Annotated in this window: 38 protein-coding genes; 5 read left to right on the top strand and 33 right to left on the bottom strand. The window is 64.0% G+C overall.

Features of this window, described 5'->3' with window-relative positions; translation table 11 throughout:
• Positions 1-277: 277 nt before the first annotated feature.
• The 27 genes from BM171_RS03200 to BM171_RS03070 form a co-directional block, all read right to left on the bottom strand.
• On the bottom strand, positions 278-1,489 hold the full coding sequence (locus BM171_RS03200; protein ID WP_093009385.1) for a phage head morphogenesis protein: 1,212 nt from the start codon (positions 1,487-1,489) through the stop codon (positions 278-280).
• A complete protein-coding gene (locus tag BM171_RS03195) occupies positions 1,482-3,017 on the bottom strand; it encodes a DUF935 domain-containing protein (protein WP_175497478.1) in 1,536 nt (511 codons plus the stop codon). Before BM171_RS03195 ends, BM171_RS03200 begins: the two co-directional genes overlap by 8 nt.
• Positions 3,014-4,402, bottom strand: a complete 1,389-nt coding sequence (locus BM171_RS03190; protein ID WP_093009383.1) for a phage terminase large subunit family protein — start codon at positions 4,400-4,402, stop codon at positions 3,014-3,016. Before BM171_RS03190 ends, BM171_RS03195 begins: the two co-directional genes overlap by 4 nt.
• A complete protein-coding gene (locus BM171_RS03185; RefSeq protein ID WP_093009382.1) occupies positions 4,399-4,644 on the bottom strand; it encodes a hypothetical protein in 246 nt (81 codons plus the stop codon). Before BM171_RS03185 ends, BM171_RS03190 begins: the two co-directional genes overlap by 4 nt.
• Before the next feature lies 1 nt (position 4,645).
• Complete coding sequence (locus BM171_RS03180) at positions 4,646-4,927, bottom strand: DUF5658 family protein (protein ID WP_093009381.1); 282 nt, start codon at positions 4,925-4,927, stop codon at positions 4,646-4,648.
• The gene (locus BM171_RS03175) at positions 4,927-5,466 is read right to left on the bottom strand and encodes a phage protein Gp27 family protein (protein ID WP_093009380.1); all 540 of its coding nucleotides are present in this window, start codon (positions 5,464-5,466) and stop codon (positions 4,927-4,929) included. Before BM171_RS03175 ends, BM171_RS03180 begins: the two co-directional genes overlap by 1 nt.
• Positions 5,467-5,469: 3 nt before the next feature.
• Positions 5,470-5,760 (bottom strand): VpaChn25_0724 family phage protein, encoded by a 291-nt coding sequence (locus BM171_RS03170; protein WP_093009379.1) that lies wholly within the window; start codon positions 5,758-5,760, stop codon positions 5,470-5,472.
• A 12-nt stretch (positions 5,761-5,772) separates the two neighbouring features.
• Positions 5,773-6,090 (bottom strand): VpaChn25_0724 family phage protein, encoded by a 318-nt coding sequence (locus BM171_RS03165; RefSeq protein WP_093009378.1) that lies wholly within the window; start codon positions 6,088-6,090, stop codon positions 5,773-5,775.
• Positions 6,087-6,455, bottom strand: coding sequence for a hypothetical protein (locus BM171_RS03160; RefSeq protein ID WP_139218662.1), 369 nt, complete (start codon positions 6,453-6,455; stop codon positions 6,087-6,089). Before BM171_RS03160 ends, BM171_RS03165 begins: the two co-directional genes overlap by 4 nt.
• On the bottom strand, positions 6,449-6,847 hold the full coding sequence (locus BM171_RS03155; protein WP_093009376.1) for a hypothetical protein: 399 nt from the start codon (positions 6,845-6,847) through the stop codon (positions 6,449-6,451). The genes BM171_RS03160 and BM171_RS03155 overlap by 7 nt, the downstream gene beginning before the upstream one ends.
• Positions 6,847-7,398, bottom strand: coding sequence for a hypothetical protein (locus BM171_RS03150; protein WP_093009375.1), 552 nt, complete (start codon positions 7,396-7,398; stop codon positions 6,847-6,849). Before BM171_RS03150 ends, BM171_RS03155 begins: the two co-directional genes overlap by 1 nt.
• Positions 7,398-8,111, bottom strand: a complete 714-nt coding sequence (locus BM171_RS03145) for a lysozyme (RefSeq protein ID WP_093009374.1) — start codon at positions 8,109-8,111, stop codon at positions 7,398-7,400. Before BM171_RS03145 ends, BM171_RS03150 begins: the two co-directional genes overlap by 1 nt.
• Positions 8,112-8,190: 79 nt before the next feature.
• Positions 8,191-8,556 (bottom strand): hypothetical protein, encoded by a 366-nt coding sequence (locus tag BM171_RS03140; RefSeq protein WP_093009373.1) that lies wholly within the window; start codon positions 8,554-8,556, stop codon positions 8,191-8,193.
• A complete protein-coding gene (locus BM171_RS03135) occupies positions 8,553-8,792 on the bottom strand; it encodes a hypothetical protein (RefSeq protein ID WP_093009372.1) in 240 nt (79 codons plus the stop codon). Before BM171_RS03135 ends, BM171_RS03140 begins: the two co-directional genes overlap by 4 nt.
• Complete coding sequence (locus BM171_RS03130; RefSeq protein ID WP_093009371.1) at positions 8,789-9,226, bottom strand: regulatory protein GemA; 438 nt, start codon at positions 9,224-9,226, stop codon at positions 8,789-8,791. The genes BM171_RS03135 and BM171_RS03130 overlap by 4 nt, the downstream gene beginning before the upstream one ends.
• A gap of 2 nt (positions 9,227-9,228) precedes the next feature.
• Positions 9,229-9,447, bottom strand: coding sequence for a hypothetical protein (locus tag BM171_RS03125; protein ID WP_093009370.1), 219 nt, complete (start codon positions 9,445-9,447; stop codon positions 9,229-9,231).
• Entirely contained in the window at positions 9,447-9,710 is a 264-nt protein-coding gene (locus BM171_RS03120; RefSeq protein WP_093009369.1) for a hypothetical protein, read from the bottom strand. The genes BM171_RS03125 and BM171_RS03120 overlap by 1 nt, the downstream gene beginning before the upstream one ends.
• Before the next feature lie 4 nt (positions 9,711-9,714).
• Positions 9,715-10,365, bottom strand: coding sequence for a DUF3164 family protein (locus BM171_RS03115; RefSeq protein ID WP_093009368.1), 651 nt, complete (start codon positions 10,363-10,365; stop codon positions 9,715-9,717).
• Positions 10,362-10,754, bottom strand: a complete 393-nt coding sequence (locus BM171_RS03110; RefSeq protein WP_139218661.1) for a hypothetical protein — start codon at positions 10,752-10,754, stop codon at positions 10,362-10,364. Before BM171_RS03110 ends, BM171_RS03115 begins: the two co-directional genes overlap by 4 nt.
• Complete coding sequence (locus tag BM171_RS03105) at positions 10,747-11,094, bottom strand: helix-turn-helix domain-containing protein (RefSeq protein WP_093009366.1); 348 nt, start codon at positions 11,092-11,094, stop codon at positions 10,747-10,749. The genes BM171_RS03110 and BM171_RS03105 overlap by 8 nt, the downstream gene beginning before the upstream one ends.
• Entirely contained in the window at positions 11,084-11,461 is a 378-nt protein-coding gene (locus BM171_RS03100; RefSeq protein ID WP_093009365.1) for a hypothetical protein, read from the bottom strand. The genes BM171_RS03105 and BM171_RS03100 overlap by 11 nt, the downstream gene beginning before the upstream one ends.
• On the bottom strand, positions 11,458-12,255 hold the full coding sequence (locus tag BM171_RS03095) for a hypothetical protein (RefSeq protein ID WP_093009364.1): 798 nt from the start codon (positions 12,253-12,255) through the stop codon (positions 11,458-11,460). The genes BM171_RS03100 and BM171_RS03095 overlap by 4 nt, the downstream gene beginning before the upstream one ends.
• Positions 12,255-12,998 carry an AAA family ATPase gene (locus BM171_RS03090; protein ID WP_093009363.1) on the bottom strand — a complete coding sequence of 248 codons (744 nt, stop codon included), beginning with the start codon at positions 12,996-12,998 and terminating at the stop codon, positions 12,255-12,257. Before BM171_RS03090 ends, BM171_RS03095 begins: the two co-directional genes overlap by 1 nt.
• A gap of 66 nt (positions 12,999-13,064) precedes the next feature.
• A complete protein-coding gene (locus tag BM171_RS03085) occupies positions 13,065-15,227 on the bottom strand; it encodes a transposase domain-containing protein (RefSeq protein ID WP_093009362.1) in 2,163 nt (720 codons plus the stop codon).
• Positions 15,224-16,084: a ParB N-terminal domain-containing protein gene (locus BM171_RS03080; protein WP_093009361.1), complete on the bottom strand. Its 861-nt coding sequence runs from the start codon at positions 16,082-16,084 to the stop codon at positions 15,224-15,226. The genes BM171_RS03085 and BM171_RS03080 overlap by 4 nt, the downstream gene beginning before the upstream one ends.
• Positions 16,077-16,307 carry a hypothetical protein gene (locus tag BM171_RS03075; RefSeq protein WP_093009360.1) on the bottom strand — a complete coding sequence of 77 codons (231 nt, stop codon included), beginning with the start codon at positions 16,305-16,307 and terminating at the stop codon, positions 16,077-16,079. Before BM171_RS03075 ends, BM171_RS03080 begins: the two co-directional genes overlap by 8 nt.
• Positions 16,307-16,543 carry a hypothetical protein gene (locus BM171_RS03070; RefSeq protein ID WP_093009359.1) on the bottom strand — a complete coding sequence of 79 codons (237 nt, stop codon included), beginning with the start codon at positions 16,541-16,543 and terminating at the stop codon, positions 16,307-16,309. The genes BM171_RS03075 and BM171_RS03070 overlap by 1 nt, the downstream gene beginning before the upstream one ends.
• A 271-nt stretch (positions 16,544-16,814) precedes the next feature.
• Here BM171_RS03070 and BM171_RS03065 point away from each other — a divergent pair, with 271 nt between their 5' ends.
• Positions 16,815-17,348 (top strand): hypothetical protein, encoded by a 534-nt coding sequence (locus BM171_RS03065; RefSeq protein ID WP_093009358.1) that lies wholly within the window; start codon positions 16,815-16,817, stop codon positions 17,346-17,348.
• Between the two features lie 526 nt (positions 17,349-17,874).
• On the opposite strand, the gene BM171_RS03060 is transcribed toward BM171_RS03065, so the two are convergent.
• Positions 17,875-18,066 (bottom strand): hypothetical protein, encoded by a 192-nt coding sequence (locus BM171_RS03060; RefSeq protein WP_093009357.1) that lies wholly within the window; start codon positions 18,064-18,066, stop codon positions 17,875-17,877.
• A 240-nt stretch (positions 18,067-18,306) separates the two neighbouring features.
• Between BM171_RS03060 and BM171_RS19425 the strand changes: the two genes are divergently transcribed.
• Both BM171_RS19425 and BM171_RS03050 read left to right on the top strand, forming a co-directional pair.
• Positions 18,307-19,134 (top strand): XRE family transcriptional regulator, encoded by an 828-nt coding sequence (locus tag BM171_RS19425; protein ID WP_217646672.1) that lies wholly within the window; start codon positions 18,307-18,309, stop codon positions 19,132-19,134.
• A 25-nt stretch (positions 19,135-19,159) separates the two neighbouring features.
• Positions 19,160-19,522 (top strand): hypothetical protein, encoded by a 363-nt coding sequence (locus BM171_RS03050; RefSeq protein ID WP_093009355.1) that lies wholly within the window; start codon positions 19,160-19,162, stop codon positions 19,520-19,522.
• A gap of 422 nt (positions 19,523-19,944) precedes the next feature.
• Here BM171_RS03050 and BM171_RS03045 read toward each other — a convergent pair whose 3' ends face one another.
• From BM171_RS03045 to pheS, 4 genes are all read right to left on the bottom strand, one after another.
• Positions 19,945-20,394, bottom strand: coding sequence for a YtoQ family protein (locus tag BM171_RS03045; RefSeq protein WP_093009354.1), 450 nt, complete (start codon positions 20,392-20,394; stop codon positions 19,945-19,947).
• Positions 20,395-20,459: 65 nt separating this feature from the next.
• Positions 20,460-22,856, bottom strand: a complete 2,397-nt coding sequence (gene pheT / locus BM171_RS03040; protein ID WP_093009353.1) for a phenylalanine--tRNA ligase subunit beta — start codon at positions 22,854-22,856, stop codon at positions 20,460-20,462.
• Positions 22,857-22,925: 69 nt separating this feature from the next.
• A complete protein-coding gene (locus tag BM171_RS03035; RefSeq protein WP_093009352.1) occupies positions 22,926-23,210 on the bottom strand; it encodes a YrhK family protein in 285 nt (94 codons plus the stop codon).
• Positions 23,211-23,388: 178 nt separating this feature from the next.
• Entirely contained in the window at positions 23,389-24,462 is a 1,074-nt protein-coding gene (gene pheS, locus BM171_RS03030) for a phenylalanine--tRNA ligase subunit alpha (RefSeq protein ID WP_093009351.1), read from the bottom strand.
• Positions 24,463-24,651: 189 nt separating this feature from the next.
• On the opposite strand from pheS, the gene BM171_RS03025 reads away from it, so the two are divergent.
• Complete coding sequence (locus BM171_RS03025; RefSeq protein WP_093009350.1) at positions 24,652-25,491, top strand: DUF4394 domain-containing protein; 840 nt, start codon at positions 24,652-24,654, stop codon at positions 25,489-25,491.
• Positions 25,492-25,630: 139 nt separating this feature from the next.
• Positions 25,631-26,305, top strand: coding sequence for an SGNH/GDSL hydrolase family protein (locus BM171_RS03020; RefSeq protein ID WP_093009349.1), 675 nt, complete (start codon positions 25,631-25,633; stop codon positions 26,303-26,305).
• A 71-nt stretch (positions 26,306-26,376) separates the two neighbouring features.
• Here BM171_RS03020 and rplT read toward each other — a convergent pair whose 3' ends face one another.
• On the bottom strand, positions 26,377-26,742 hold the full coding sequence (rplT, locus tag BM171_RS03015) for a 50S ribosomal protein L20 (RefSeq protein ID WP_093009348.1): 366 nt from the start codon (positions 26,740-26,742) through the stop codon (positions 26,377-26,379).
• Between the last annotated feature and the right edge of the window lie 11 nt (positions 26,743-26,753).

Raw genomic sequence — 26,753 nt, 5'->3', positions numbered from 1 at the left:
TCTCGCGATCTCCGCCGACAGCTGTCGGGGGATTCGCTTCGAAGCTAATCTTGCGAGACCCCCGCCCAAGCTTCACGCTAGCGACCGAGCGTCCGGCTGCCAAGAGATGAAGCGCTGAGCGGCCTCAGGAGCGCCCTTAATGCCCGAACCGCCCTCCCGGTCGGAAAATCGGCTCCTGCGCACACAGACCCCTTTAATGGGTATTTAACGGACGTCCTGAGACGTTGCGCTCGATGCAGATTGCGGCTCGGCGGCGAATTTGGGCGTTTTGCCCCGGTTATTCCCTCAAAAGCGTGCGGGTTTCGCGCGCCAGCCGCTCGCGCCATTCGGCGCGGCTCGTCTGGCGCACGGCGCTGATCCAGAGCTCGTCGGTCTCGGGGAGCGATGTGACGATCGCTTCCCATGCGTCCGGCCCGTCGACGAGGATCGCGAGGCTCCTGCGACCCTCCGCGTCGGTCTCTTCGGCCAGCGGCCCCTCGACCAGGGCATCGGAGACGCGCGCCATCACCTCCGGGGTCACGGCTGCGCCGGATTGCGCGCCGATTGTCTGTCCGGTCCGATCGGTGATCCGGACAAAGCGCGCCTGGTTGCCGAGCGCCGCGCCGATCTCGGGCGGCATCAGCGCCACTGGCACGGCCGCATCCGAGCGGCCCTGGAGGACGCGCTGCACGGCCCAGCTCGAGGCCATGTCGCGAAGTGCGGCGCGCGCCTCGGGCTCGCTTGCGGCCGAGAGCTTGCCTTCGAGGAGCTGTTCCATGTGCTGGCGGCGCAGCTTGCCGGGATTGCGGTCCCAGCTTGGATCGAGCCCGACGGGCACGTCCTTCACCTCGCCGGTGCGCGGATTGATGAACTCGCGGGTCTCCCTGCCTGGCGATCGCGAGATGCCCTTTTCCTCGGCTGCGCGGCGGGTGATCTGGCGCACCCAGCATTTACAGCCCCAGCCATTGGGCGGCATCCAATCATCCCAGAAAGGATCGTCCACCGGCAGCACGAGCCCTTCCTTGGCGACATGGTGCGGGCGGTGCCGCTCGGAGGGGCCGAGGCGATACTCGAGATAGGGCATCGCGCGTTTCGTCCGCTCGATCCGCTCCCATTGCCCGGCGGCACGGGCGGCGCGCAGATTGGCGCGGTAGATCGTGCGCAGGCGGCGCGGCGAGCCGAGCTGGACGATGCGCTCCTGGCCCGTCACCGGATCGGTCTGGACCTCGCGGCCCCACCATTCTTTGAGTGCTGCATTGCCGCGCCAGCTCTTCTTGAAAGCCTCGAAGGTCATCCCCTCGTCGATGGCGCGTTGCACTTCGCCCTTCGCGGCCGAGAGCATGTCCTCCTGCGCCATCTTCGCGACGACGAAGGAGACGGCGTGCTCTGCCGGCTCGACGTCTTGGAAGGAAAACGACGGCGCGATGCCCTTGTTCGCGAAGAACCGCGCGACCTCAGGTGGCGGGCCGGGATCGAAGCTGTAGCCCGGGCGATCGGGAAACTCAGTCATCCCGCGCGTCCCCGAGGCCGCGCGCTTTCACCATGCCTTTTACCAGGCGATCGATCAGCTCGGCCGAGGACATCTCGGGGCGCAAGGCCTCGAGTTTTGCAAGCGCGTCCTCAAAGCTCTCGGCGGTCTCGATCGCGGCGTCGATCGGATCTGCCATCGGGCGGATTACCGGCTCCCAATCCTCGGACATCTCGCGCTCGAGAAGGTCGAGATCGTCGAACGGCGTCTCGGCCGCGTTCCGGGCGATCTCTTCCGTGGGCTGCGATCGGGCTGATTTGCGCGGACCGCCGATGATCTCTTCTTTGGGGTCGGGCTCTGCAAAACCGAGCCGGCTGCGCACATCCGCCTGAGAAAAGCGCGTGCCAAGCCGCGCCATCCGGTGGACGTTCTGCATGACCTTGTCGGTGTCCTCGGCCTCCTCGATCTGAATGACGAGGCGCGGGTATTGTCCGTCCGCCGGCCGACCGAAATTGAGATCGACGAAGGGACGGACGAGATCTCGATTGATGGAGCCGGTGACCCCGCGCGCATCGGCCTGCGCGATATCGTGGCGCACTTCGTTGTGGACCTTGGCCTGCGCCTGGCTGGAGCCGTTGTCGCTGGTCATGGTCTGACCGAGCACGGCTTTCGAGATCTGCTCGTCGACATAGCGCGCAAGGTTCTCGAAGACCTTGTCGCCGCCCGTGGCCTTGGTCTCGGTGAAGTCGATCTCCATCGACTTCGGCAGGATCGCCGCGGCATCCGTGCCGATATTGGCGACGGCACGGAGGAGCATCTCCTGGTCTTTCTTCGTCGCCCCGGCATCGTAGCGGCCGAGGCGCAGCGGCAGACCGTAGGTTTCGACGAAGGCCGTCCAGTCCTTGAGCGTGTAGGCCTTGCACATCCAGCTGAAGGCCGCGACGCGCGCCATGCCGCCCCGGAAGGTCAGGCCGGATTTGAGCTTGGCGCGGTGTTGAATGAAGCCGAGAGGCGTGAGCGGAATGCCGTTGGCCGGGTCCTCATCGTCGATGAGACGCATCTCGCGCCCCGTCTCTCGATCGAAGATCACGAAGCGCGGATCGACATGCCGGAAGCTGCCAGGCCACCACTCGCGCCCCGATCGGTGCCAGTCGATCTCGACGAGGGAGAAGCCCTTGCCGAGCGCGTCGAGCAGATCTTCGACGAGATCGGGAAACTCCTCATGCTCTGCGATCCGCTCGTTCACTGCCTCGGCGATCCGCCGCGAGGCGGCGTCTTCGCCAGCGGGCTCGACGCGGGGCGCCACGCCCGAGACCGCCCGCTTGCGCGTACCGAGGACCGAGAAGTAATGCGGGTCGCGCTCCTCGATCTCTTCGGCGAGCGTCACGAACTCGGTGATCTCGCCCTGGTCGCAGGCGCGCAGGATATTGGCGAGCTTCTGCGGCGTGAGCCCGGCGGCGACGGTCTCGGCGAAGGCATTCCGGATCCCCGCAAGACGCGGTTCGGACTGCATCTCGAGAAGTTCCTTTCGGCGCACGGGCTGGCCGTTCTGATCGAGAAGCTGGCTCACCAGACCCCCTCCCTTGTTCTGAAGCCGCCGGTGACGGCGATGTCGCGATCCATGTCCTGGCCCATGCGCACGGGCTGGTAGGCATAGGGCTGATAGTCGAGCTCGGCCGCGCTCGAGGCGAGGGCGAGCGCCCAGAAGCGGTCGGCGTGACCGTCCGAGCTGTCATCGGCGATGAGGCGGCGCGCACCGGTCGGGCCGACGCGGCTCTTGACCGCATGCAGGTCCGAGCGGATTTCCGGGTCCCCGAGCGGCAGGAGAAGCTCGCGGTCCTGCATCCGCTCTTTCATGCCCGTCGCCATGTCGAGCTTGGCCGTGGCGGTGAAGAGGATGCCTTCGACGCGCTCCTGGCCGTGCCGTCGCTTGGCGTCCTCGACGGGTTTCTCGCCCATGCCGGTCTGGTCCATCCGGACGCGGACCACGTGATAGCGGCGCATGACATCGTCGAGGAGCATGTCCTGCTCGGCGAAGGTGATCCGGCGCTTGGCGATCACCTCGCGGGTCAGGAGCTTCGTGCCGACCTTCTCGAGAACCCAGATCACGAAGAGGTCGTTACGGGCGGCGATGTCGATACCGACGAAGCACGGCCCGCCCAGGTATCGGCGCGGCGCGCCAAGGCCTTCGCGCTCACATTCGCCTATCAGATCGTAGCTCAGCCAGGACGAGGCCTCGTCGAGCCATTTGAGCTCGAATTCCTGCGCCCAGGCATCCTCGTCGGCCATGCCGGCGCGCAGCTGTTCGATATCGACATCAAGGCCCTGGCGCACCGCCTCGTAGATATCGACGTGATGCTTCGACCAGCCATTATCCTCGGTGGTCATCAGTTCGTAGAACTTGTTGCCCTTGCCGTTCGGGGTCGAGATCACGCGGATCTTGTGACCGCCGCGCGCCGCAACCGGGAAGGCGGAGGCCCAGATGCGCCGGCTGTCCTGGTGGAAGGCGAACTCGTCGAGGAGAAGATTGCCGCCGAAACCGCGCGCCGCGTCGGGGCTCGCGGAGATCGCGACGACGCGGCTGCCGCCCGGGAAGCGCACCTCGTGGGTCTTGTAGGTCGCATCGAGCTCGCGGCTATAGAACGTGTCCTCGCCGAACTCGGGCTCACCGCCAAGCTTGGAGACCTCGTTGTAGACCGCCCAGAAGGCGCGCGTGATCGGTTTCAGCGCGTCCTCGAGTGCCTCTTTCGCCGTGTTGTCCGAGCGCGAGAGGATCGTCCAACGCACGCGCCGTCGCTCCATCTCGGCGCGGATGCACTCGTCGACGATCTCGCCCGAAGAGCCGAAGGTCTTGCCGCCGCGCCGAGTGAACATCCCGATCTTGAAGCGCGCCCGGTCCTCGATCCATGCGCGCTGATAGGGCAGCCAGTCGATGACGGATGGTGTCTTGCTCATGTCAATTTGTACCCCTCGATCCGGTATCCCGCATCGAATGCTTCTGGCATGAATTGCATGGCGATATCGAAATCGACCCGGAGCCTGACACCGTCTTGGTGCCACTCCTCCTTTTTGTGGTCGTGGACCATGTCCAAGAGCGCTGTTTTCAGCATTCGCCGCGTTCTCAAACGACGACCATCGGGCCGAATTGCGGCATAAGCCCCACGAGCTTGCCGGATCTGCTCGATGGTCAGGCCCATCTCAGCTCACCAGCCGGTAATTCCGCACCGCCACGAGCCCGGTCAGCGCCGCGCCGATCCACAGAATGACCGGCATGCTGAGCGAGAGCGCGAGCCAGGCGAGGCCGCCTGCCACGCCGAGCTTGAAGGCGATCCACCCATGCCGGCCGAGCCGCTCCATGGCCCAGCGGATGATCGGATTGGTCTCGGTGTAGCCGGCCTCGAGGCCGCGGATCGTTGTCCAGACATCGGCCAGCTGCGCCAGTGCCAGCGCGATCAGCGATATGATCGTCATCGTCGTCATCAGTCGAACCCCATGATTTCCCGGGCGCGCGCAAGTGCCGCCTGGTCTGCTGCATCGCCCGAGGCCTCCGCGGCCGCGAGCTTCTCGCTCATCGCCTGGCGCTCCTCGGCCGCGATCTTGTCGCGGAGCTCGGTCGAGCGGATCAGATTGTTGAGCGCCGTGGTCAGATCCTTCATCCCGCGCGGATCCGGCAGCTCGTTCGCCGTCGCCATGGCCATCTGCACGCGAAATGCGATTGTGGTCAGCTGCTGGAAGAGCGCCTTGGTGACGTCGATCTCTTGCCCGAGCGAGGCATCCGCCAGGAAGGCGCGGATCTCGTCCTGGGCCTGCTCCTGGAGCTGGGCGTATTCGCGAAACTCCGAGCCGTAGGCGTGGAGCGCCGACTTGCCGATCCGGAGCTCGAGCCCGGCCTCCTCGAGACGCCAGTTCAGCGCCTCGGCCAGCTCCTCGTAGCCGCCGAAGCCGCGCAGCTTCAGCTCCTCCTGGAGCCAGTCGCGGATCTCGGAGGGAAGAAGATCGACCTTGCGGGGCGGCGGCATCGCTTAGCCCCTCGGGCTCGGCCGCTTGACGCCCGGATGCAGCGCCCGGCCGAGCGCCACATCGACCCCGCGCGTCGTGGCGGTCGCAACCGACACCGTCTCGAGATCGGTGAGCGTGATCAGCTCCTGCTCGTCGAGCCAGGCAAGCGCGCTCCGGAGCTGATCCTCGGTCGAGCTGACACCGACGCCGCGCACGACGTCGAGGAGGATCGAGGAGTTCGCCGTGTAATCCGCCGCCTTCTCGAGATGGCGCAGGATCGCCAGGCGGCGGTGAAGGGTGGTTTCGTTGTCCATTCAAGGTCTCCTTCAAGGGTCGGGGCGCAGGACCCCGGGATAGAGTTTCTGGCCCGATGCGACGTCACGGCCCAGTGGCGTCAGCCGGGCGACGATCGCGTCCTCGACACCTTCGAGGGCGACGAGGTCATTCTCGTCGAGCCATGTCAGAGCGCCGATCATCTGGTCACTAGTCGTGGGCACGCCGAGGCGATGACATTCGTGGCGGATGAGGCTGGCCGAGGCGCGGTATCCCGGGATCTTCGCAAGGAAGCGCAGCGCTTCCAGGCGGCGCTTCTGCGTCTCGATCCGGGTGGCGCTCGCCGCCCATTCTGCCAGGAAGTCCGTCATCCTCTGGGCGCCCGGTCCATGATCGCCCGGTAGAGCGTGTCGAGCTTCTGGTCGCTCGCTAGAGATCTCTCCTCGACACGCGCCAGGGTGATCGCGAGCTTCTGCTGGTCTTCGTGCCGAGCCATTCCGCCCAAGCTCTTCTCGACCGCCGCGAGTTGCTGCTTGAGCGCGCGGACATCGCCTTCGACGTCCTCGAGCCGCTTGACAACGTTCCGGCTGCTGACCGCGAGCGGGTCGACGCTCGAGGCGACCTTGATCGATACCTTGCCCCAGACCCAGCGCACGAGAGCGGCGAATGCACCGAAGAACAGGACGATCAAGCCGATGACCACCTCAACCGATTTGAGGATTTCGAGATCTACCATGCGAGCCATGCCAGACTGACACCGCAGAGGATGACGAAGACGATCTCTATCGCGGCGATCAGCCGGCGGTGTTCCGCATCACGGCCCGTCGAAAGGATCGCTGTGGCACAGAAGAGACAAGCAGAGGCGACCATCCCCGACAGGATCTCCGGGGCGGGATGCATCGACCAGAGATCAACCGGCGAGTTCACGAGAAGCCGCGCAATGACGTAGTAGCAGCGCTCGACCACGAGGGCGGAGGCGACACCCGTCAGCGCGAAGCGCAAGAGCGGCGTCACGCGGATCGTATGCTCGCGCGCGCTGAGATAGACGGCGTTCCCGAGCGCAATCAGGATCGACAGGATGATCGCGAGATGCGCGGACATCGTGACGGCAGACCAGGCCAAATCCATCAGCGCGCTCCCCCGCCTCCGATAAGAGGCGTGGACTTCTTCAATTCACCCAGAAGCGCCGTCTTGTCCTTCGATCCGGACGAGCTGCCGAAGTGGAACGTCACGACCGCCATGGCCATGGTGCCGACGACGCCGAGCATCATGTATACGATCTCGCCCGAGCCCTCGGCAGGCGGGCGCCACCAGATCGCAAAGGTCAGAGCGAAGAAGCCCGCGAGGATGACGCCCGACAATGTCGTGTTCGTCAGGCTGCCGCTCTTCGCCTTCATCTCGCGCGCATCGGCCCGATCGCTCGCGGCAATGCGCTCTAGCTGGATGTCGAGCTCGGCCATCGTTTGGCGAAACTCGCGATCTGCGTCCTGAAGCGTCGCGAGGTCCTCGGCGGACGGCGCGGCGAAGCGCTGCTCGATCGCCCGGGCGTCGGTTTCTTCTAACCCTAGAACGCGCGTCGAGATCTCGCGGGCCGCAACGCCTGCCAAGGGGCCGGCGAGGGCCGAGCCGAGCGTCGGCGCGACCGAGCCGATGATGTCGCGAACCTGTTGTCCCAGCATCACGCGACCCCGTCGAATTTCTGGCGCATGGTGGCGACGGAATCTGCCAGATCAAGGGTGCGGGCTTCCACCTGGCGCAGAGCCTCGTCGACCGGCTCCAGATCGGGCAGCGGCTCGAGGCCAGCGTCCGGCACCGGCTTGCCGTGCAGGCGCTCCAGAAGCTCGCCGCCCCGGATCGTCGTCATCACGCCCAGGAGCTTGCCTTGGCCGTTGGTGCGCCAGATCGCGATCTCGTCGCCGTTGGCATCATAGTCACCCGTCTCGAAGAGCCGCTTTTCGGCCGTGCGGCGCTTGCGGATCTCCGGCGGCTTCAGCCAGCCGAAGAAATGGCGCGAGGCATCCGCGTCGCCGCGATTGATCGCGGCCGTCAGCTTGGCGCGGTAGATGCCGCCAGTGTTGAGATCGAAGCTCACCAGGGCATCGCGCTCATAGGGCTTCAAGGCGACCTTCACGGCATCGCCGACGCGCCGGGCATAGCGGGCGACGTCGATCCGGAACTGGTCGAGCACCTCCTCGATCGCGGCGTCGATATCGTTCGGCATGGCGCGGTTCATCTTGGATGGGTCCGGCCCGCCGGCCGCTGCGGTATGACCAAGCCCCCAGGTCCAGACGCCGACGCTGTCGCGGTAGGGGGCAGGCACGATGCCTTCATGCTCGGCGATTTCGAGGAGACCACGGTCGGTGATCTCGGCGACATCGGTCAGATTGCTCATGATCTTCTCCGGAACCTTAGGAACAGGTCCCGAGATCGCATGTCAGGGGCGCGCGATCTCCGCCGACAGCTGTCGGGGGCTAGTCGTCGTCGAAGAGGGATAGCTGTCGATCTTCGCGGAGTTGCCGCCGGTAGCGCTCGACGGAGCGCGTGTGAAGATCGGCTTGGCGGGCAACATCGCGGGTCGCTGCCCCTTCGGTCAAGAGCCGTTTTGCATGGGCTCTGCGGCCTGCCTGGCCGCGGACATCGCCCATGGGCAAGACCAGCCTGCCGGGGCCGAATGTTGCGATGAGCCGGGCGACACCATCGGGTCCGATGATCTTCGAGAGTTTCGATCTGCGCGCAGTCTGCGGCACCTCAATGCGCGTGCCGCCGAGAGTACGCAAAAGCTTCTGCGTGTCGATTTCGCCGAGACAGGCGATGAGCTGATCGTGGATCTCGCTCACCGGCCGCGCTCCGGGCGGCTCCGTTCGATGCAGGTGATCACCGTCACGCCGCTCTCATCATGTGCGAGTTTGTAGATCAGCCGGCCGATCGCCACGCCGCTCGCGCCCATCGGAACGTCCGCTGCGTCGACCGCGCGCCCAATCCGGCGACGCACGGTCTCGATATCGATGTCGAGCTCGCGCTCGAGATACCGAATGACCGCGTGGTCCGTGACGTGGGCGCGCGACTTCTTCATTGCTCGGTGTCGATCCCTTCACGGTGACACCAGTCGCGCAGAGCACGGATCACCGCGTTGATCTGGGCAGGCTCGCGGAGCGCATCGACATCGATCGGGACCGACTGCCATTTGCCTTCGAACCGCGACCTGAGGAAAGCGTTGAGACCGTCTCTGCCGGGTCGGGTGAGCTTGCCGGCATTGCCGAGGAGGCTCCAGAGGACGTGGATGTAGCGGATGTCTGCGCGCTTTGCGCGGGGCTTGCGGCCAGTGCCCGCGGAGAGCTTGAAGCCTCGATCTTTGAGGGCCGAGACAACTGCCTTCAGCTCCGTCTCATTCATGTCGCGCAGGCTGGCCTTGCCGGTCACGAGGAGCTGGAGGTCGTGCCGCGCCTCGGCATTAAGGCCGAGTTCACGGCAGCCGACATGGATGGTTTTCTGAAGCGCGCGGGTCATGGCTATTCTCCGGCCGCGCGTTCTGTTGCCGTGTTCAGGACTGATGCGAATTCGGCGACCTGGAGCATCAATGCCGGGTCCAGGTAGGCCATCAACTCGTCTGCATCCTCGGATGTGAAGTTCCCGGCGAGCTCCTGGAGGGCGTAGGCCAGCTCTTCCGGATCGTCCCGGAGCTTTCGGCCGATCTCGTTCCCGGTGATTGTGGTCTCAAAGGTAATCATCAGCTCATCCGTCCTTTGAAATTCCCATCGAGACGGCGGTGCGCTTCGGATGCGCCTTTCTCGAAATTGCGGTTCATCAGCTCCTCGATGTCTTTCGGCGCGATGCCGCACGTGGCGGCGACGACGCTCAGACGTCCGGTGAGGTTCGCGAGAAGTCCGATCTGATCGACGGGCGAGATCCCACGAGAGCTCATGCTCTCGACAAGCGACTGGATCGCTTCGATCTCGGCTTCGGGCACTTTCCTTTGTTCGAACGCGGCCATCGGTTCAGACCTTCGCCAGGTCGATGGTGATCGGCTGCCACGGGCCATCGTGGGTCTCGCGGTGATAGCACCGCACGTAGGTCTTTGAGCCGACGACGCGCATCGCGTCCCGGATCGCTGACATGGCCTTCACCCAGCGCGGATCGCCAATATCGAGGCGCAGGAGCATGAAGATCTCCGAGCGGTTGATTTTGCCTTCCTTGTCGGTGTTGAAGGCGCGCGTAACGACTGACCGGAGCTCCGGGCCGGCATCGGCGGCCCACTCGTTCAGACACTCGTCCACGAGCTCCTTGGCGATCTGAAGCTGCGGCCCGAAATCGATATAGTCGGCGACCGAGACCTGAACCTTCATCAGCCCGTCATGGCTCATGAAGGTTTTGTTGCCCTTCGCGCCGCCTTTCTTGGCGTCGTATTCCTGGGCGAGCAGCGCTTCGAAATCCGACAGATCCTCGAAGGTGTGCTCCTTGAACCGCGCGATCTGGCCCGAAAGCGCCAAGGCGTAGCCGATGATCTTGCGCACGGTCTCGTCCTCGAGAAGATCCTGCGGCTTCACGGTCTCGACCGGCTGCAGACCGCCCTTGGCGTCGACGACGTAGATCTTGCCGTCGATGTCCTTGCGGCCGCTCGGAACGGGGATGGGGGTGAACTCGCTCATGTGTCCTCTCCTTCTGGAGCTGGTGGATTGGCGTTGGCCGGATTGAGAAGGATCTCGAACAGCCGGGTGTCGCCTGACTGGCTGAGGGTATCGAGAAGCTCTCGAACGAAGGCCGCGAGGGCTATCTCGTGTCGATCTGCATGGCGCTCGAGCCTCGCGAGCACGTCGGCCGGGATCGGCACGCGCGGATCGAGATCGGGCGCGCCATCCTCGACCGTCTCGGATGGCGGGAGGCTCGGGATCCCGAGAAGCGCGAGGGTCACGCACATCGCCTCGATCTCGACCCAGGTGACATAGCTCACGCCGCGTGGGCCGGAGGTGTCGACCTTGTGGATCGCGTGGCCTGTATGGGTGATCAGCTCGGCGGGGGTGAAGGGTGCATCACTCATCGCGATCACCATCATCGAGAATGGCATCGGTCAGGTTTTCTCGCGCCACGACGTGAAGGATCTGCGAGATCAGCTCCCGCGTCGTAATCTGCCGCTCGGCGGCGACCGGGTTGAGCCGGATGAACACGTCCTTGTCGACGAGGACCCTCGGCGAGCGTGACGCCCCGAGATGATAGCCGTGGACGCGGGGGATATCCGCGCCCCCGACCCGGGCCTGCGAGATCACGGTGTAGACGGCTTGCACGTTGATGCCGACTTCCCGTGCGATCGTGGGGCGGGCATAGCCCTTCTTCGCCATCTCGACGATTTTTGCGTTCCGTGCTTGGACATCAGCTCGCATCCGTCGTGCCTCCGTTCTTGAAAATCGGGCAGCGGTGGCAGGCGCGGTACATCTGGACGCGCAGCGTGTTGCTGCCCTGAAACGCCGTCGCCTTGCGCCGCCATGCCTGGCACTCGTTGAGCGGCAGGCGGCCGAGCGCCGGGCAATCGACCGTCGCCTTCATCAGGATCCCCCGGACGAGTTCCTCGATCGGATCGAGGCGGGCCGGGTACCGCGCGCGCAGGACCTGACTCACGAGCGCGCCGGACTTGCCGAGGCGCGTTGCCACCTGGTTCTGGCTCGTGCGGTCGCATTCGGCGGCGAGCGCCTCGATCCAATCGGGCAGGGCGCTGCCCCATGCGTCGCGTGCTGCCTCTACCCGGCTCATGACGCGGTCTCCGGCAGATGCGTGAAGCAACCCTCGTTCTCGTCCCAGACCGCGCGGACACGCTTTTCGATGGGCGGTTTCGGGCCGGTATCGCGGGTCAGGCGGTAGCGCGGCTCGACGCCGTCGCTCGGACGTGCCTTGCGCAGGACGCGCACGTACCCCGCGCGCAGAAGCATCCGGCAGAAGCGCGTGGCATCGTCGATCGACACCTCGGTCTCTGACGTGGCCGCGTGCGCCGCAACATCGCGCGGAGTGAACGTCTTGAGCATGCGCGCAGCGGTCCAGAGCTTCTTGGCGCGCCGCTCGCGCGGGGCGAGACGGTGATCGCTGCGCGTGAAGGCGGGGGCCGTGTCGGTGTCGAGTACGCGTGTGTAGAACCGGACCTTGCCGTCTCTGTGCGAGAACCGGATCGCTTCGGCCTCGAGCCAGTGATTGAGCGCAAGCTCGGCCGTGTTCCGATGCAGGCCGATCTCAATGAGATCGGGCACGCTGACCGTTTCCGCCTCGCACAAGAGATCCCAGGCGATCTGGCGATGCGCGCGCGGATCATCCTCGGCGACCTCGGTGCGGATCTCGCGCGGGGCCTCTGCGGTGTCCTGTGCCGCGCGGAAGAAGCGGGTCTTGCCGTCCTGGTGATCGAGAACGATCGCGCCGTTGCGCTTCCATTCGGCGAAGTACATCCGGGCGGTGTTGAGCGGGATGCCGGCTTCAGCTGCGGCGGCCGGGGTGAGTGTGCCCTCAGTGCGCAGGAGATCCCAGAGCGCCTGGCGACGGGTTGGTGACTGATCGCTCATCACACGCCCCTCCGCGGTCCCGGTGCTTCGCCGGTCCAGAATTGCTTCTTGCCCCAGTCCTCGAGCGTGACGGCGTCGAGCCCCTCGAGCCGCGCGAACTCACGCACCATCTCGAGATTGACGCAGATCCGCCGGATCGAGCCGTTCGCGGCCTTCATAAGCCGATCCTGCAGCTCGCTCGCGATATCGATGCCTGGTGCGTAGATCGGCATCAGCGCTGAAAGATCGCGCGTATCCGCCGGCTGCGCGGCCACCCAGTCAAGCATCCGGCCGTGAACGCGCTCCCATTGCTTGAGTTTCTGGGGCAGTAGCTCTTCACCGATCAGGATCACGGGTGCGCCCGAGCCTTCGTGGAAGTCGCGCACGATCTCGATCATGCGGCGCTTGACCAGGAAGTCTGCCTCGTCGATCAGGAGCGGCGCGTCCGTGACGGCGAGCGTGGCACTGATCCGGTCGACCATGTCGCTGATCGTCATGCGGTGCGGGGGCACCGACATCTCGGACAGGATGGCCTCGCAGAGCTTCTTCTGCGTCCAGGTGGATTTCACCTGGACGCAGACCGCGTCGAATTCGTTGGTCACGTAGGTGCCGGCCGTCGTCTTCCCGTAGCCCGAGGGACCATAGAACGTCGCCATGCCCGGCAGCCCATGCGCGCGGTTCTTCAGCCGGTCCACGAGCGCCGCGAGCGCGGAGACGTTCCGCAGCGGTGCGAGGCTATTGTAGAGTGGTGTGTCGTCTGGCATTTTCACCTCTGTTGTAACTGCTCAACACGCCGTCGCTCGGGAGGAGGGTCCCGGGCGGCGGCACTCTCACCCGAGAAGCAGCCGCTCCCCGAATTTCTCGTACATGTTGCGGAGCTGCCGGTATTCGGGCGTCTCCTGGTAGGATTGGAGCCACTTCGCCTCGGCCTCTCCGATGCGCTCTCCGGCCTCGCTACGCGCCTCGACGTCCAGCGCCCGGCGGAACCGGGAGCGTGCCTCGTCCTCGACCGTCTCCGGCTTCTTGCGGCCCTGCTTGCCGTAGAAGACATGGACGAAGGCGGAATGCTCGCTTTGGGCCTCGGGCGATGTGTCCGGTGTCGGCAGAGCCGGCTTGCGCACACTCGCGCCGTCAGTCTGCGCCGGATCGCCAAAGGTCGGGCGCACGACACGAGCCTCGGCTGCAGCCGGCTCCTCCGGCGCGAGCTCGTCGAGCCTTGTTGCCACGTCCTTGACGCTGCCGGGATTGATCGCCTGTGCGAGCTGCTTTTGCGCGCGGCGGATCTGGCCATCCTGACGCGCCTTGTCATGCGCCTCGGTGAGGTCAAAGAACCCGACCGCCTCGCGGCAGGCGGCGAAGCCCAGGTAGCGGCCCTTGAGATCGTAGATTTCGGCCCCGGAATGCAGATCGGCCGGATTGAAGCGCGCGACGATCTGCTGACCGGCATGCTCGGCCATCCAATCGGCCCAGTACTTGTTCTTGAAGAGCGTCAGCTCGCCATGGTTTGCATGCAGCTTCCGGGGCTCCTGACCCATCAGCCAGAGCCGGCGCTGCTCGATCGCAGCCTTGCGGATCGGCGCATTGGCGTAGCTCGCCGCGAAGGTCTCGTCGAAGCTGCGCCCGTTGGCGGTCTGCGACAGGCGACCCTGGCGCGCGTTATGCGCATCGATGCCTTCGGCGACGATAGCGATGAAATCGTCGATCGGGATCGCGCGTGAGCCGTAATTCTCCGGCTTGGCATCTGGCCTGTTGCCGACATAGGCACCGGCGAAGCGCGGATCCTTGGCGATGTCCTCGGCGAGGTCGCGGAAAGCACGCTCGATCGGCTTGGCCTGGCCGTGGCCGGGTGTCGCCCAGTGGATATCGATGCCGAGGAGGGCCAGAACGCCGAGCGGATCATCCTCGCGGATCTTGAAGCGGAACCGCGTATCTGCGCCGCCAGTCAGCCACTTGTTCGCGAACTCGCGGCCGTTGTCGAAAAGGGCGTGTTTCGGGATGCCGAAATTGTCGATCATGTCGCCGAAGGCGGCCATCACCATGACCTTGTTCGGGGTGTGATCGATCCGCCAGCTGAGGATCTTGCCCGAATAGATATCCTGGAAGGCAACGAGCTGGGCACGGGCTGGCTTATCGCGGCCCTCCCATTGCACGAAGACATCGAACTTGTGGCAGTCTGCGTTCACGCCCTCCATCGCCGTCATGCCGGTCCGGTCGCGGATCTGCGGCGGATAGCATTTCTGCAGGCCGGTCAGACCTTCGCGCTGATAGATCTGCGACACGCGCGGCACCTCGGCGTCGAGATGCCGGCGCAGGCGGCTTTCCGGCGGACACTCAATGCCTTGTGCCTCGCAGACGCGGACAGCGCGGCGATAGGCCGAACTGATACCGGGTCCTTCAAAGCGTAGGTAATCGGCCTTGAAGACCTCCATGAACTCCGGATCGATCTCCTTGCGCCCGCTGTCCCGCCGGACCAGGCCGCGCCCATCCGCGAGACAGGGCAGCCAATCGCTGCGCTCAACGCCGAGAACCTTGTCGAACCAGTTCCAGATCGAGCGAGCCGCGCAGCCCTCGGCTCGCGCCACTTCGCGCACGGCGATATCCTTGCCGAGCCCAGCGGCTTCCTGGGCCATGACGGCGTTGAGGATGCGCAACCGTTTGCGTGCGGTTTGCTTCGCGCGCTCGGACAGCTGTTCGAAGGCATAGTGGCGCTCGGCGAGATCGAGCGATGACTGCGCGATCGCATCGATCGCAGCACCGGCGCTGGCATCCTTCAAGAGCCTGGCGCGCGCCTCAAGCGGCAGGAGCGTCCAGTGATATTCCCAGCCGCCTCCTCCGCCTACTTTGCGTCGTGCCTTGTCCGCGTACGAAGTCCATTGCTGTCGTTTGGCTAAAGCATTGATCCGCTGTCGCGTCCCCGGCAGCCCGGGAAGACGCGCTTCGGCAAGCTCCGAGACGCTCCACCAGATCTGTTTGGGTTGCGCGACGTCACTCATGCGTCTGACCAGCCCTCGTCGATCTCGGCGACAAGTTCGGCAATCTCGTCAAGGTGGCGCTCAACGAACCGTCGCTTCACTCCAGAGGATGCGCGCGACCAGAGTTTCCAAAGCTGGTCGAGGAGCTTCTCGGCGGGACTGGGCGTCTCCGTCTTGGGGAGATCCCGGGCCTTCCAAGACCGACGTGCATCGGCGGCGCTTTTGGCGGTACCCTCCGCGAGCGCGCCGACAACGTGATAGCGCTCGGGCGGATTCGTGATCTTTCCGATCGCTTGCAGATCTGCGAGCGAGACTGGCTTCGGGGCTGTTCTGAGCCGGGTACGCTCATCGGGGGCCAGCGCCTTGCCTGCCGAGACGAGCTTGCGGACCTGACGATCCGAGATGCCATATTTCTCCGCTGTCGCTGCGGCGAATGACCAAACGGAACCGAGTTCCACTTGATCGCTCCGACGGTCGCCACCGTGCCTCGCGCCAGGGTTCAAGCGCTCATAGACATCCTTTCGTTCGGCCAGGAAAATCGCGGTGTCCAAAGCCGTGAGTTCCGAGCCGCCGACATTGTCATCGATCTCGACCAGCCGAGCCCAGTCGTCGGCGCAGTCCCAGACAATCGCGGGGATCGTCGTCCACTCCAGACGCCGCGCAGCTTCGAGCCGATGCGCGCCCGCGATCAGCACGAGCTCATTCTCGCGATGCCGGACCTGGCGCACCTGGATTGGGTAGGTGATCCCGCCAATATCCTCGATCGAGGAGATCAGCGCGGCGACGCCTGCATCAGATACCGGACGCAGACGATTGCGTTCGAGAACTTCGGCGACAGGAACTTCGGTCACGCCTTCGATCCGACGAGCTTCACGCATTCTTAGGGGCCTCCAGCATCGTGTAGAAAAAGCGCCAGTCGTCGCCGACCTTCTTGCGCTCGCAAATGATCTTCGCGCCGTGCTGGCGCAGCTCGGCGACCGCGGCGCTGATCGCCAGGAGATGCGCACGGCGCGCGATATCCTTCGTGGTGTGCGGTTTCCCGTCCTTCAGGACGCGAAGAAGTCGCTGCAGGCGGGGGGATGAGAGCGGAGCGGCATGCATCAGGCGTCACCCCCGTAGATGACGACAAGCATCGCGCGGATGTCGTCGAGGATTTCGCTTTCGTGAGACAGGCGCTCGAAGGCATCTACAGCCTCGACGAGCGACGCCTCGGCCAGCGTGTCTTCGAACGCTTTGTGCGGCTCGTTGCCCGCGCTCGCCTTGGCTTTGGCGCGGTGCTCGCTCGCGTCGCGAAGCGAGCGGACAAGCGCGTCGAAATCAGCGAGGGGATCACGCATGGCAAGTACCTCCCATGGCGCAACAAACAGAATATAGCGTTCTGTTCTGAAACGGATCGCCACATTTTGTGCTATGTTGGCGGTGCCAGCAGGCGAATCCGCGCCCGCCGGCACCTATCGACCCCTCCAACCTCAGCTCAGAGGAGACGAATACGATGTCTGAGAAGAAACCCATTTCCGGCGAAGGCCCCACAAAGAAATCTGCAGGTCCACGCCAACCTTCGAAGCTCAAACCGGAGCAGGCGCCGCCGCCCAAAAAGGACTGATCAAGATGAATGACCGCGAGATAATCCGTTTCAACGTTCTGAGAAACGCGCTCTACCACACGGCGCGTCGCCGCTGGCTCGAGCGCGCCAACCGGATCTGCAATCTCCTGGTCATTCTTCTCGGCACGGCGGTGGTCGCTGATCTCGCCGCCCGCGCAGGCGCGGGGGCGCTCTATATCGGCGGTGCCGTCGCCTTCATCGGCGCGCTTCAGCTCGTCCTCGATTTCGGGCGGCAGGCCCGGGATCATCAGATCCTCCAGCGCGACTACTACGTCCTGCTGAGCGAGATCGAAAAGCTTGCCGATCCGACCGAGGCTGATCTGGCGCATTGGCGCGGCCGCATGTTCGAGATCACGGCCGAGGAACCGCCGACGCTTCGCGCCATCGACGCCAAGGCTTACAACGACGCGCTCGACGCCGTGGAGGTGTATGATCAGGGAGAGCGCCTGGTCGTCCCGTTCCTGCACCGGATTGCTGGCAGCTTCTTGAGTTTCGACGGTCATACGTACCGGAAAGTCAGCGAAGCGCAGGCTGGCTGAGCACATCACGACAACCCCCAATCGAGAGCGAGCAGACCGAAGAGTATCGCGAACAGCGCGAGCGCTCCGGTGAGGTCACCTAGGAATAAAAAGCCCCGGCCGGCCCGCCTCGAAGAAGCTTTGCCCGACCGACCGGGGAGGTGGCGATCGGGGGACAGTGAAGCCCGATCGCGGCAGATTTCTCCGCCGACAGCTGTCGGCGGAGACAGACGATCACTCGCCTGACAATCCTGACGGCACCGATGGGTGTTCAAGCGCCCACTGGAGCCTATCGACCCCTTAGAGGGGCCGAGTTCTTTGACATTGTGAGCCGAGCTTCGCTCATCAGTTCCACACCCCGAGGAGTCGAGCTGGCGCAGTCGCGCTTCGTTGAGCAATAGGCGCAATGCCAGGTGTCTGCTGGGCTTGGAGATATCGGCTCGCACTGCATGAACGCATGTCCGCCGATAACAATCGTCGAAGCTGGGGCGCTCTGCGCGAAAGAAGTCTGCCGACAGCATGTCGATGAATAAATTGAGAGGCTTATTCATGCGCTCTCTCCCTCATAGGCATCGCGCAACATCAGCATTGCGCTTTGATCGGCGACGCGGGCGAGGCGCATCAAGCCTGAGGCCTGACGCGCATCGGTGACGGTGTTCGCCAGGGAGATCGCCAGTGCGATCTTCTGCTCGTCGGTCAGCTGAAGAGCCGAGGTCTCGAAATCGGGCGTGGCTGTCATTTCGATACCCCCTCGGCTGGCTCAGGCCGCGGGATATCGGCGGGCCACTCGAGGTCGCTCGGCCAGTTGGCGGAGAACCAGGACAGCGTCGAAGCAAAAGTCTTTACTGAGCATCCTCTGCCGGCGCGAAGACGTGAGAATAAGCGGGCATGGCTGCCAGCTCGTTTTGCCAAGGAAGCTTCTGCACCGCCCATGTGGGCGGTGTAGAGTTCGGCGAGCACAAGGAGGTGGTCGGTGTTCATGGGGACTGATTATGCGTTTTTACACCTATCAGTCAATGTAAAATTGCATCAAAAATCGAAACGGTCTTGTGCCGAGTGTATGGGTTGTGCCTGGAGGGTAGTTCGGTGCAAATTTGCACTTATGATACCGGATCGAATCCAACTCTTTGAGCTCTTCGAAGCGCGTAGAAAGGAGCTAGGCCTTAGCCAGGCTGAGGTCGGGAGGAGGGCGTTCGGAAAAGAGGACAACTCCGCACTTCAAGGCATTAGGCGAGGTTCGTCACCTTCATGGGATAAAGTTCGAGCCCTTTGCGAAGCTTTACGTCTCGAACTATACGTTGGCGAAGCGCGAGACTTTAGTAATTCCAACCACAACACTTCCTTCCCCGATGAAGAATTCGCACATATCCCAGTCCACGCCGCTACGTTAGCTGCGGGTGTTGGAAGGCTTAACTCTGACGAAATAACTGATTATCTCGCGTTCAAACGAACTTGGCTGCGACGTATTGGTGTCGCGCCAAAGGATGCTGTTCTCGCAAGAATAGAACTGGGCGAAGCAGGCGAGAGTATGTCGCCCACAATTCAACCCGGCGATATGGTTCTCATAGACACATCGCGTGTAACCATACCTATCAGGACGGCTTCCAATAAGTTTAAGCCACCAATCTACGCTATCCGAACAGAGATGGGAGCCCGTGTGAAACGGGTGTCCAAGGTGGATGAAGGCATTATCGCTCTGGTCTCCGATAACCCAAATATTTCGGTTGAGCTGCTATCATCTGAGAGTTTTGGTGAGCTAGAGATCTTGGGTAAAGTCGTTTGGTGGGGTCACACTGCCGAAACCTGATCGTTAGTCTTTAGATGGGTGGATCATGTATTTGCTTCGTGTTGCTCTTGAGAGATTTCTGCTGCCTGTCTTGCTTATTCAGCCTTTTGCGGCGCAAGCAGTCAGTGCGGTGGAAATGGACCACTGTGAAGAGGTGTCAAATTGGACTTTCCAACTTTTCACTGATCGCTTCAGGGGTGACCTCAATATCTTTGATGTCCTCGAAAACATCGACGCGGCTCCTGCTGAACGGATTCGCGAAGAGACGACGCTGACCAAGGAAGAGTTGTCCGCGATAGCGATCAGCGTTTTCCAGGTTGGGATCGCGACCGACGAGGCCGAGAACGTCAGAGCCGCTAAGAACATACGGGACAGAGCAGCTGCGGAATGCCTCTTGGAGGAGAAATAGCGTTCCACTTCGTCCGCAACGGACCAGCCGCGGTGCCGACATAAGTGTTTGTTTTCGTATCGATTTTATCGAACTGGAACGGAGCAAGACAACCGGAACGCAGCCGTTCCAGTTCACGACACTCGAAGCGCACGTTTGAAAGCCCTTCCAGCTGCCTCTAACGGGCCTTTAAACTCAATATTAAAAGGCTTTCGTGGCAGTAACGCATCGCGCCATGGTCTGAGGACAGGATCCTCTTCGAAACCCCTGAAAAGCCCGGTTTCGGGGCTCACTGCAAACATTGAACATAATCGCACTTCTGCGCCGCAACCGTTCGCAAAGCCCTTATTTACATGGCGCTTCCGGCATCTTCCGATGTCATCCGGGCTCTTCCGGCTCACTGCAGTCTACGGTGTCAATCTACAAGCGTTTCGCGAAAACCGTCAGCCGGGAAGTTGGCCCGTCAGTACGTAGCGCAGGATCTCCACCACCTCGGAAGGATCACGGGCAACCGCGGACGCGGCGGCGTCGACTTCCTTCAGCGCATGGTCGTGATCCTCGGGCTGCAGGATGACGAGGCTCTTACCGAGGGCGGCCGCATAGCCCGCATCGAACGCGGCGTTCCACTGCTTGTACTTGTCGCCGAAGCGCACCACCACGATGTCGGCATCGTCCAGCGCCTTGCGCGTGCGTATGCCGTTCAGAAGCGCGCCTTTGCGGTCATGCCAGAACTTGTTCTCTTCCGCGCCGAGGATCGCCACGCCGCAATCGTCCGAGGCCGCATGGTCGGTGACGGGTCCCGAGAAGGTGACGTCGAGCCCTTGCGCCCCGTCGATGATCTGGTCGCGCCAGTCGGTGTGAATCTCGCCCGCGAGGTAGACGTTGAGGCCCATGTCGCTCTCCCTTGTTGCACCCGTCTTCAGCTATCCCGCCGCAGAGGCCGGACAAGGTGAGGGGGTCAGCCCCGGAGCGTGCCGCCCGTCGCCTTGCCGACCTTCTCGACGATTTTCACGCCCACGGCCTCGATGTCCTTTTCCTTCAGCGTCGCCTCTTTCGGCTGCATTCGGACGGTGATCGCGAGGGATTTCTTGCCTTCGCCAAGGCTGCCGCCGACGAATTCGTCGAAGACGCGCACCTCTTCTATCAGAGCCTTATCGGCGCCTGCGGCGGCATTCACGAGATCGAGCGCGGCGACATCCCGGTCCACCACGAAGGCGAAATCGCGCTCCACGGGTTGCAGGTCGCTCTGCGCCAGAGCGGGGCGGGTCGACACCGCCTTTTTCGGCATCGGGATCGCCTCGGGCCAGATCGTGAAGCCGACGACGGGGCCTTTCACGTCGAGCGCTTGCAGAATGCGCGGATGAATCTCGCCGAAGATTCCGAGCACCTTCTTGGGCCCGAGGCACAGCACGCCGTGGCGGCCCGGGTGCCACCATGCATCGCCGCTCCGCAGGATCTGCATCTTCGCGGGCGCGCCCATAGCGGACAAAAGCGCCTCCGCGTCGGTCTTGGCATCGTAAAGATCGACCGCACGCGAGGCGCCATGCACATCCTTCGGCCCGGTGCGGCCGACGAGAATGCCCGCGAGGCACAGGTTCTGCTCGCCTGGCTCGCCGCCTTCGAAAACATGACCCATCTCGAACAATGCCAGGTCGGACATGCCGCGTGCCTGGTTGCGCGCCGCCGCCTGCAGCAGACCCGGCAGCAGCGCCGGGCGCATGTGGCTCATCTCCGAGGAGATCGGGTTGGCGAGCATGCTCGCGTCCTGTCCACCGCCGAAAAGCTCTGCCGCGGTTCGGTCGATGAAGCTGTAGGTGACGCATTCATTGTAGCCAAGGCTCGCGGCCGTGCGCCGTCCTGCCTGCTCGCGCTTCTGCAGCGCCGACAGGATCGGGCGCGGGACGCCCGAATGCATCCGGGGCAGGGGCTTGCCCTCGAGCTTGGTGAGCGACGCGATCCGCGCGACCTCTTCCACGAGATCCGCCTCGCCCATCACGTCGGGCCGCCAGGACGGCACATGCGCCATGTCGCCGTCCATGACGAAGCCGAGCGCCTCCAGCGTCGCGCGCTGCGTCTCGGCCGGAATGTCCATTCCGACGAGCCGGGAGCAACGCTCCGTGTCGAGCCGGTAGGCGCGCGCATGGTCCGGGATCTCGCCCGCAACCACCACTTCGGACGCCTCGCCGCCTGCGTGATCGAGGATCATCCGCGTCGCGTGCTCGATGCCGTGCGGCGTCCACTCGGGGTCGATACCGCGCTCGAAGCGGTAGCGCGCATCGGAATTGATCTTGAGCGAGCGGCCCGTATAGGCGGTGCGGATCGGGTCGAAGAAGGCTGCCTCGAGAAAGACATCCGTCGTCTCCTCGGTCACGCCCGACGCCTCGCCGCCCATGATGCCGCCCAGGCTCTCGACGCCGGTGTCGTCCGAGATCACCGTCATGCCGGGCGCGAGGCGGTAGGTTTTCTCATCGAGCGCGAGAAGCTCTTCTCCGCCTTTCGACAGATGCACGCGCAGATCGCCTTTGACCTTGGCCGCGTCGAAGACATGCAGCGGGCGGTTGCGGTCATAGGTGAAGAAGTTCGTCACATCCACGAGGAAGGAAATCGGGCGAAGACCGATCGCCTTGAGGCTCTGTTGCAGCCAATCGGGGGAGGGGCCGTTCTTCACGCCGCGAATGAGACGGCCATAGAAAACCGGGCAGGCCTCGCGGGCCTCGTCGTTGATCGTGACCTTGATCGGGCTTTCGAACGTGCCCGGGACCGGGTCCGTGTCCCGCGCGATCAGCGTGCCGAGGCCACGTGCCGCAAGGTCGCGCGCCACGCCCCTGACACCGAGCGCATCGGGCCGGTTGGGGGTGATCGCGATCTCGATCACGGGGTCGATCTTGGCAGGGTCGTTCGCGGTGAGCCAGTCGACGAAGCGCTGGCCGACCTCGCCCGAGGGCAGCTCGATGATGCCCGAATGCTCGTCCGACAGCTCCATTTCGCGTTCGGAACACATCATGCCGAAGCTCTCCACGCCACGGATCTTGCCGACCTGGATCGTCGTGTCGATGCCGGGCACATAGGTGCCGGGCTTGGCGAGGACGACGGTGATACCCTCGCGGGCATTCGGTGCGCCGCAAATGATCTGGCGCTCGCCCTCGTCGGTCTCGACCCGGCAGACCTTCAGCTTGTCCGCATCGGGATGCTTCTCGGCGGCGATGACGCGGCCGAGGGTGAAGTCGCCGAGGCGCTCCGCGGGATCTTCCACAGCTTCCACCTCGAGGCCGAGATCGGTCAGCGTCTCGGCGATCTCCGAGACGGAGGCCGTGGTGTCGAGATGGTGCTTGAGCCAGGAGAGGGTGAACTTCATCGCATGCGCCTCGGGGTCTTGGATCGGGTCGGGGATCTCCTAGCGGATCGCAGACGGGACGGAAAGGGCTCAGCCGATCTGGTCGGCCTTGGCGAGCGCGTCGGTCTCGCCGATGCGGTAAAGGTGGATTTCGCGGATCAGGCGCAGTGTCGGCTTCACGCAAAAGAACACCGAGCCGAGGACGAAGCACCAGATCGCTGCGGTTTCGAGCGACTGCCAGAAGAACAGGACCGAGCCCACGAGAAAGAGAAACGCGGCGGCGAAATCGACGGCGGTATGGGCAAGCTCGTAGCGGGCATAGAGACGGCGGGTCTGATCGGTCTGCTGGCGGTTTTCATGGCGGAAGAGACGCATGGGGTTTCCTTTCGGCAGTGGTCACGCGCTCTTTGTCGCAAAGAGCGCGCGCTTTTCGACGCGAAAAGCGTGCCCGTCCGGTTAGGGTTCCGATTTTCGCCGCGAGAAGCGGTCACGCGCTCCGCACGGCTCCGGTTTTCGCGTCGAAAACCGGCTCGCACTCCGCGTGCGGAGTGCGTCAGGCCGAAAGACCCCCATGCAGCGTCGGAACGCCGAGGCTCGAAAAGCCGTAATGCTTTAGCCAGCGCAGATCGCTGTCGAAAAACGCCCTGAGATCCGGGATACCGTATTTCAGCATCGCGATCCGGTCGATCCCCATGCCGAAGGCAAAGCCCTGCCATTCGGACGGATCTACCCCGGCCGCCTGCAACACCTTGGGATGCACCATGCCGGAGCCTAGAACCTCAAGCCAGCCATCCCCTTCGCCGATCTTGAGCTGCCCGTCTTCCCAAGAACACTGGATATCCACCTCGGCGGAGGGTTCGGTGAAGGGGAAATGCGAGGCGCGGAACCGCGTCTTGATCCCGTCCACCTCGAAGAAGGCCGCGAAAAACTCCTCCAGCACCCATTTGAGGTTCGCCATCGAGATGTCGCGGTCGATCGCGAGCCCCTCGACCTGGTGGAACATCGGCGTGTGCGTCTGGTCGTAATCAGCCCGGTAGACCCGGCCCGGAGCGATGATCCGGCAGGGCGCGCCGTATTTCTCCATGTGCCGGATCTGCACCGGCGAGGTATGAGTCCGAAGGACGTGAGGCGGGCGATTATCGCCTTCGTCGCGGTGCATGTAGAACGTGTCCATCTCCGCGCGGGCGGGGTGATGGCCGGGAATGTTCAGCGCGTCGAAATTGTACCAGTCGGTGTCGATCTGCGGCCCTTCGGCGACCGAGAACCCCATATCGGCGAAGATCGCCGTCAGTTCTTCGGTGACCTGGCTGATCGGGTGGATCGAGCCCGTCCGCATCGGCCGGCCCGGCAGCGTCACATCGAGCCATTCCTCGCGAAGCCGCGCATCGAGCGCCGCATCGCCGAGCGCGGCTTTCTTGGCGGCGAGCGCGGCGTTGATCTCGTCCTTGAGCGCGTTGAGCTTCGGGCCCGCGACCTGCCGCTCCTCGGCGCTCATCTTGCCGAGTTCGCGCATCTTCAGGCTGATCTCGCCCTTCTTGCCGACCGCCTCGAGGCGCAACGCCTCTAGCGCGGCCTCGTCCTCGGCCCCGGCAATCGCCTGAATATACTTGTCGCGCAGATCGTCCATCTCGTCCTCGCAGGCTCGGCCCTTCGCTCTTGCGCGCCTTGCTACATGCGGGTTGCGAGGCGCGCAACTGGACCGCGCGGCTTCCTGTGCAGATCGCGCGAAACTTATTCCCGGCGGCTTTCGTGGATGAGGCCGAGCGTCAGGGGTGAGCCCTGCCGCGAACAGATGAACAGAACGGAAGTATGTAAGATGATCCGCACTATTGCAGCCACGTCCATTCTCGCTCTTTCCGCCGCTGGCGCAGCACATGCCGCCTCCGGCTATGCCCTCGCGGAAGACGGCAGCACGCTCGTCGTGATGGCCGATATCTCGGCGCCGGGCGAAATTGAAACCTATGAGCTGAACATGCCGCTCTCGGCCATCGCCTATCGCCCGGTCACCGGCGATCTCGTCGGGTTCTCCGCAGATGCGATCTACACTGTCGATCCGGCTTCGGGAGAGATGACCGATCTCGAAGCGAGCTTCGGCGACGATGCAACCATCGGCGACGGCGCAATGGTGGCCTTTGACTTCAACAACGCCATCGACGCCGTGCGCGCCGTAACGACCACGGGCGACAATCTCGTCTACTTCCCCGAAGGTTTTGGCGACAATGACGACCGCGCCAACACCGTCGTGCGCATGACGGATCTCGCCTATGCCGAAGGCGACGACAACGCGGACGCGACGCCGATGGTCTTTGCGAACGCCTACACCAACGCCATCGATGGTGAGACCGCGTCCGAGACGTTCCAGTACGGTCTTGACGCTGAAACCGACGCGCTGGTGAGCGTGGCGAACAACGAAGGCACGCTCGAAACCGTCGCGCCGATCATGGTCGACGGCGAGGCGGTCGACCTTGCCCCGATGGGCGGCTTCGAGATCCTCTCCGCATCCGAAGGCGAGAACGAAGCTTACGCGATCCTTCAGATTGAAGGCGCAGAAAGCGCCGGCCTCTACATGATCGACCTCGAGACCGGCGAAGCGACCATGCAAGCCGATCTCGGCATGGGCGGCTTCACGGGCTTCGCCGCGTCCAACAGCATGTAAGTCACGGCTTTGGTATGATACGCGACAGGGGCGGCCGGGTTCGGCCGCCCTTTCTTTTTCGCACAACACACCGGGCGCCGCGTTGCCTGTCGCGCAAGCGCCGCTAGGCTGTTCCCGGACTGCACGGAAAGGACGACACATGCGCCTCGCATTCGCATTTCTCCTCATCGGCCTCGTCGCGGCCTGCGGGCGCGGCGTGCCGGAGGGCGCGCGTCTCGTCGTGGCGGGCGATTCCGTCATGGCCTGGAACCGGACGCAGGACGCGTCCGTCGCGCGGAACCTCTCGCGCCTTCTCGGGCAGCCTGTGGGCGATGTATCCTTGCCCTTCGCCAGCGTCACCGGCTCGACGGGGCGCGGCGCGCTCAACATCACCGAGCAGGTTTCGGATCTGAGCCCCCGCTGGGTCGTGATGAATGGCGGCGCGAACGATCTGCGGGTCGGCTGCTCGGGGCCCGATACGCGCGGCACGCTCGACACGCTTATCTCGGAGGATGGACGCTCCGGCGCTATACCTCGCATGGTCTCGGGATTGCGGGTACGGGGCAGTAACGTCCTTTGGGCCGATTACTATACGTCGCCAAGATTCGCCGGCACCACATGCGGGCGCATCTACGACGAGATGGCGGCGCGCACCGAACGCATGGCCGCCGCCGATCCCGGTATCGTCTTCGTCGATATGGGAGACGTGGTGCCCTTCTCGAACGGAGCGCTTTTCGCGCGCGATCAGATCCACCCTTCGGTCGAGGGCTCCGCGCGGATCGCCCGGCAGATCGCGGAGGCGCTGAGGGCTGCGGATCCGGCCCTGACGCGATGACACGCGGACAAATAAAAAGCCCCGGCCGCATCTGGTGCGCCGGGGCTTTCTTTTGGTGACGGGCGTCCGGCTCAGGCGGCCAGCGCGCCTTTCGCCTTCTCGACGATCGCACCGAAGGCTTCGGGCTCGTGCACGGCGAGATCGGCGAGAACCTTGCGGTCCACCTCGATACCGGCCAGCGTCAGGCCGTTGACGAACCGCGAATAGGTCAGCGCTTCGTCATGCGCGCGGACGGCGGCGTTGATCCGCTGGATCCAGAGCGCGCGGAAATTGCGCTTGCGGTTCTTCCGGTCGCGGGTCGCGTACTGGTTGGCCTTGTCGACGGCCTGCGTCGCCACCTTGAAGGTGTTCTTGCGACGGCCGTAATAGCCTTTTGCGGCCTTGGTGATTTTCTTGTGACGGGCGTGGGTCGTGGTCCCACCTTTGACTCGAGACATGATCTAGCTCC

This window comes from Roseivivax halotolerans, from assembly GCF_900115815.1.
Taxonomy (GTDB): domain Bacteria; phylum Pseudomonadota; class Alphaproteobacteria; order Rhodobacterales; family Rhodobacteraceae; genus Roseivivax; species Roseivivax halotolerans.
The sequence above is the reverse complement of the archived record's forward strand: the minus strand, read 5'-3'. Positions and strand labels throughout refer to the sequence as shown.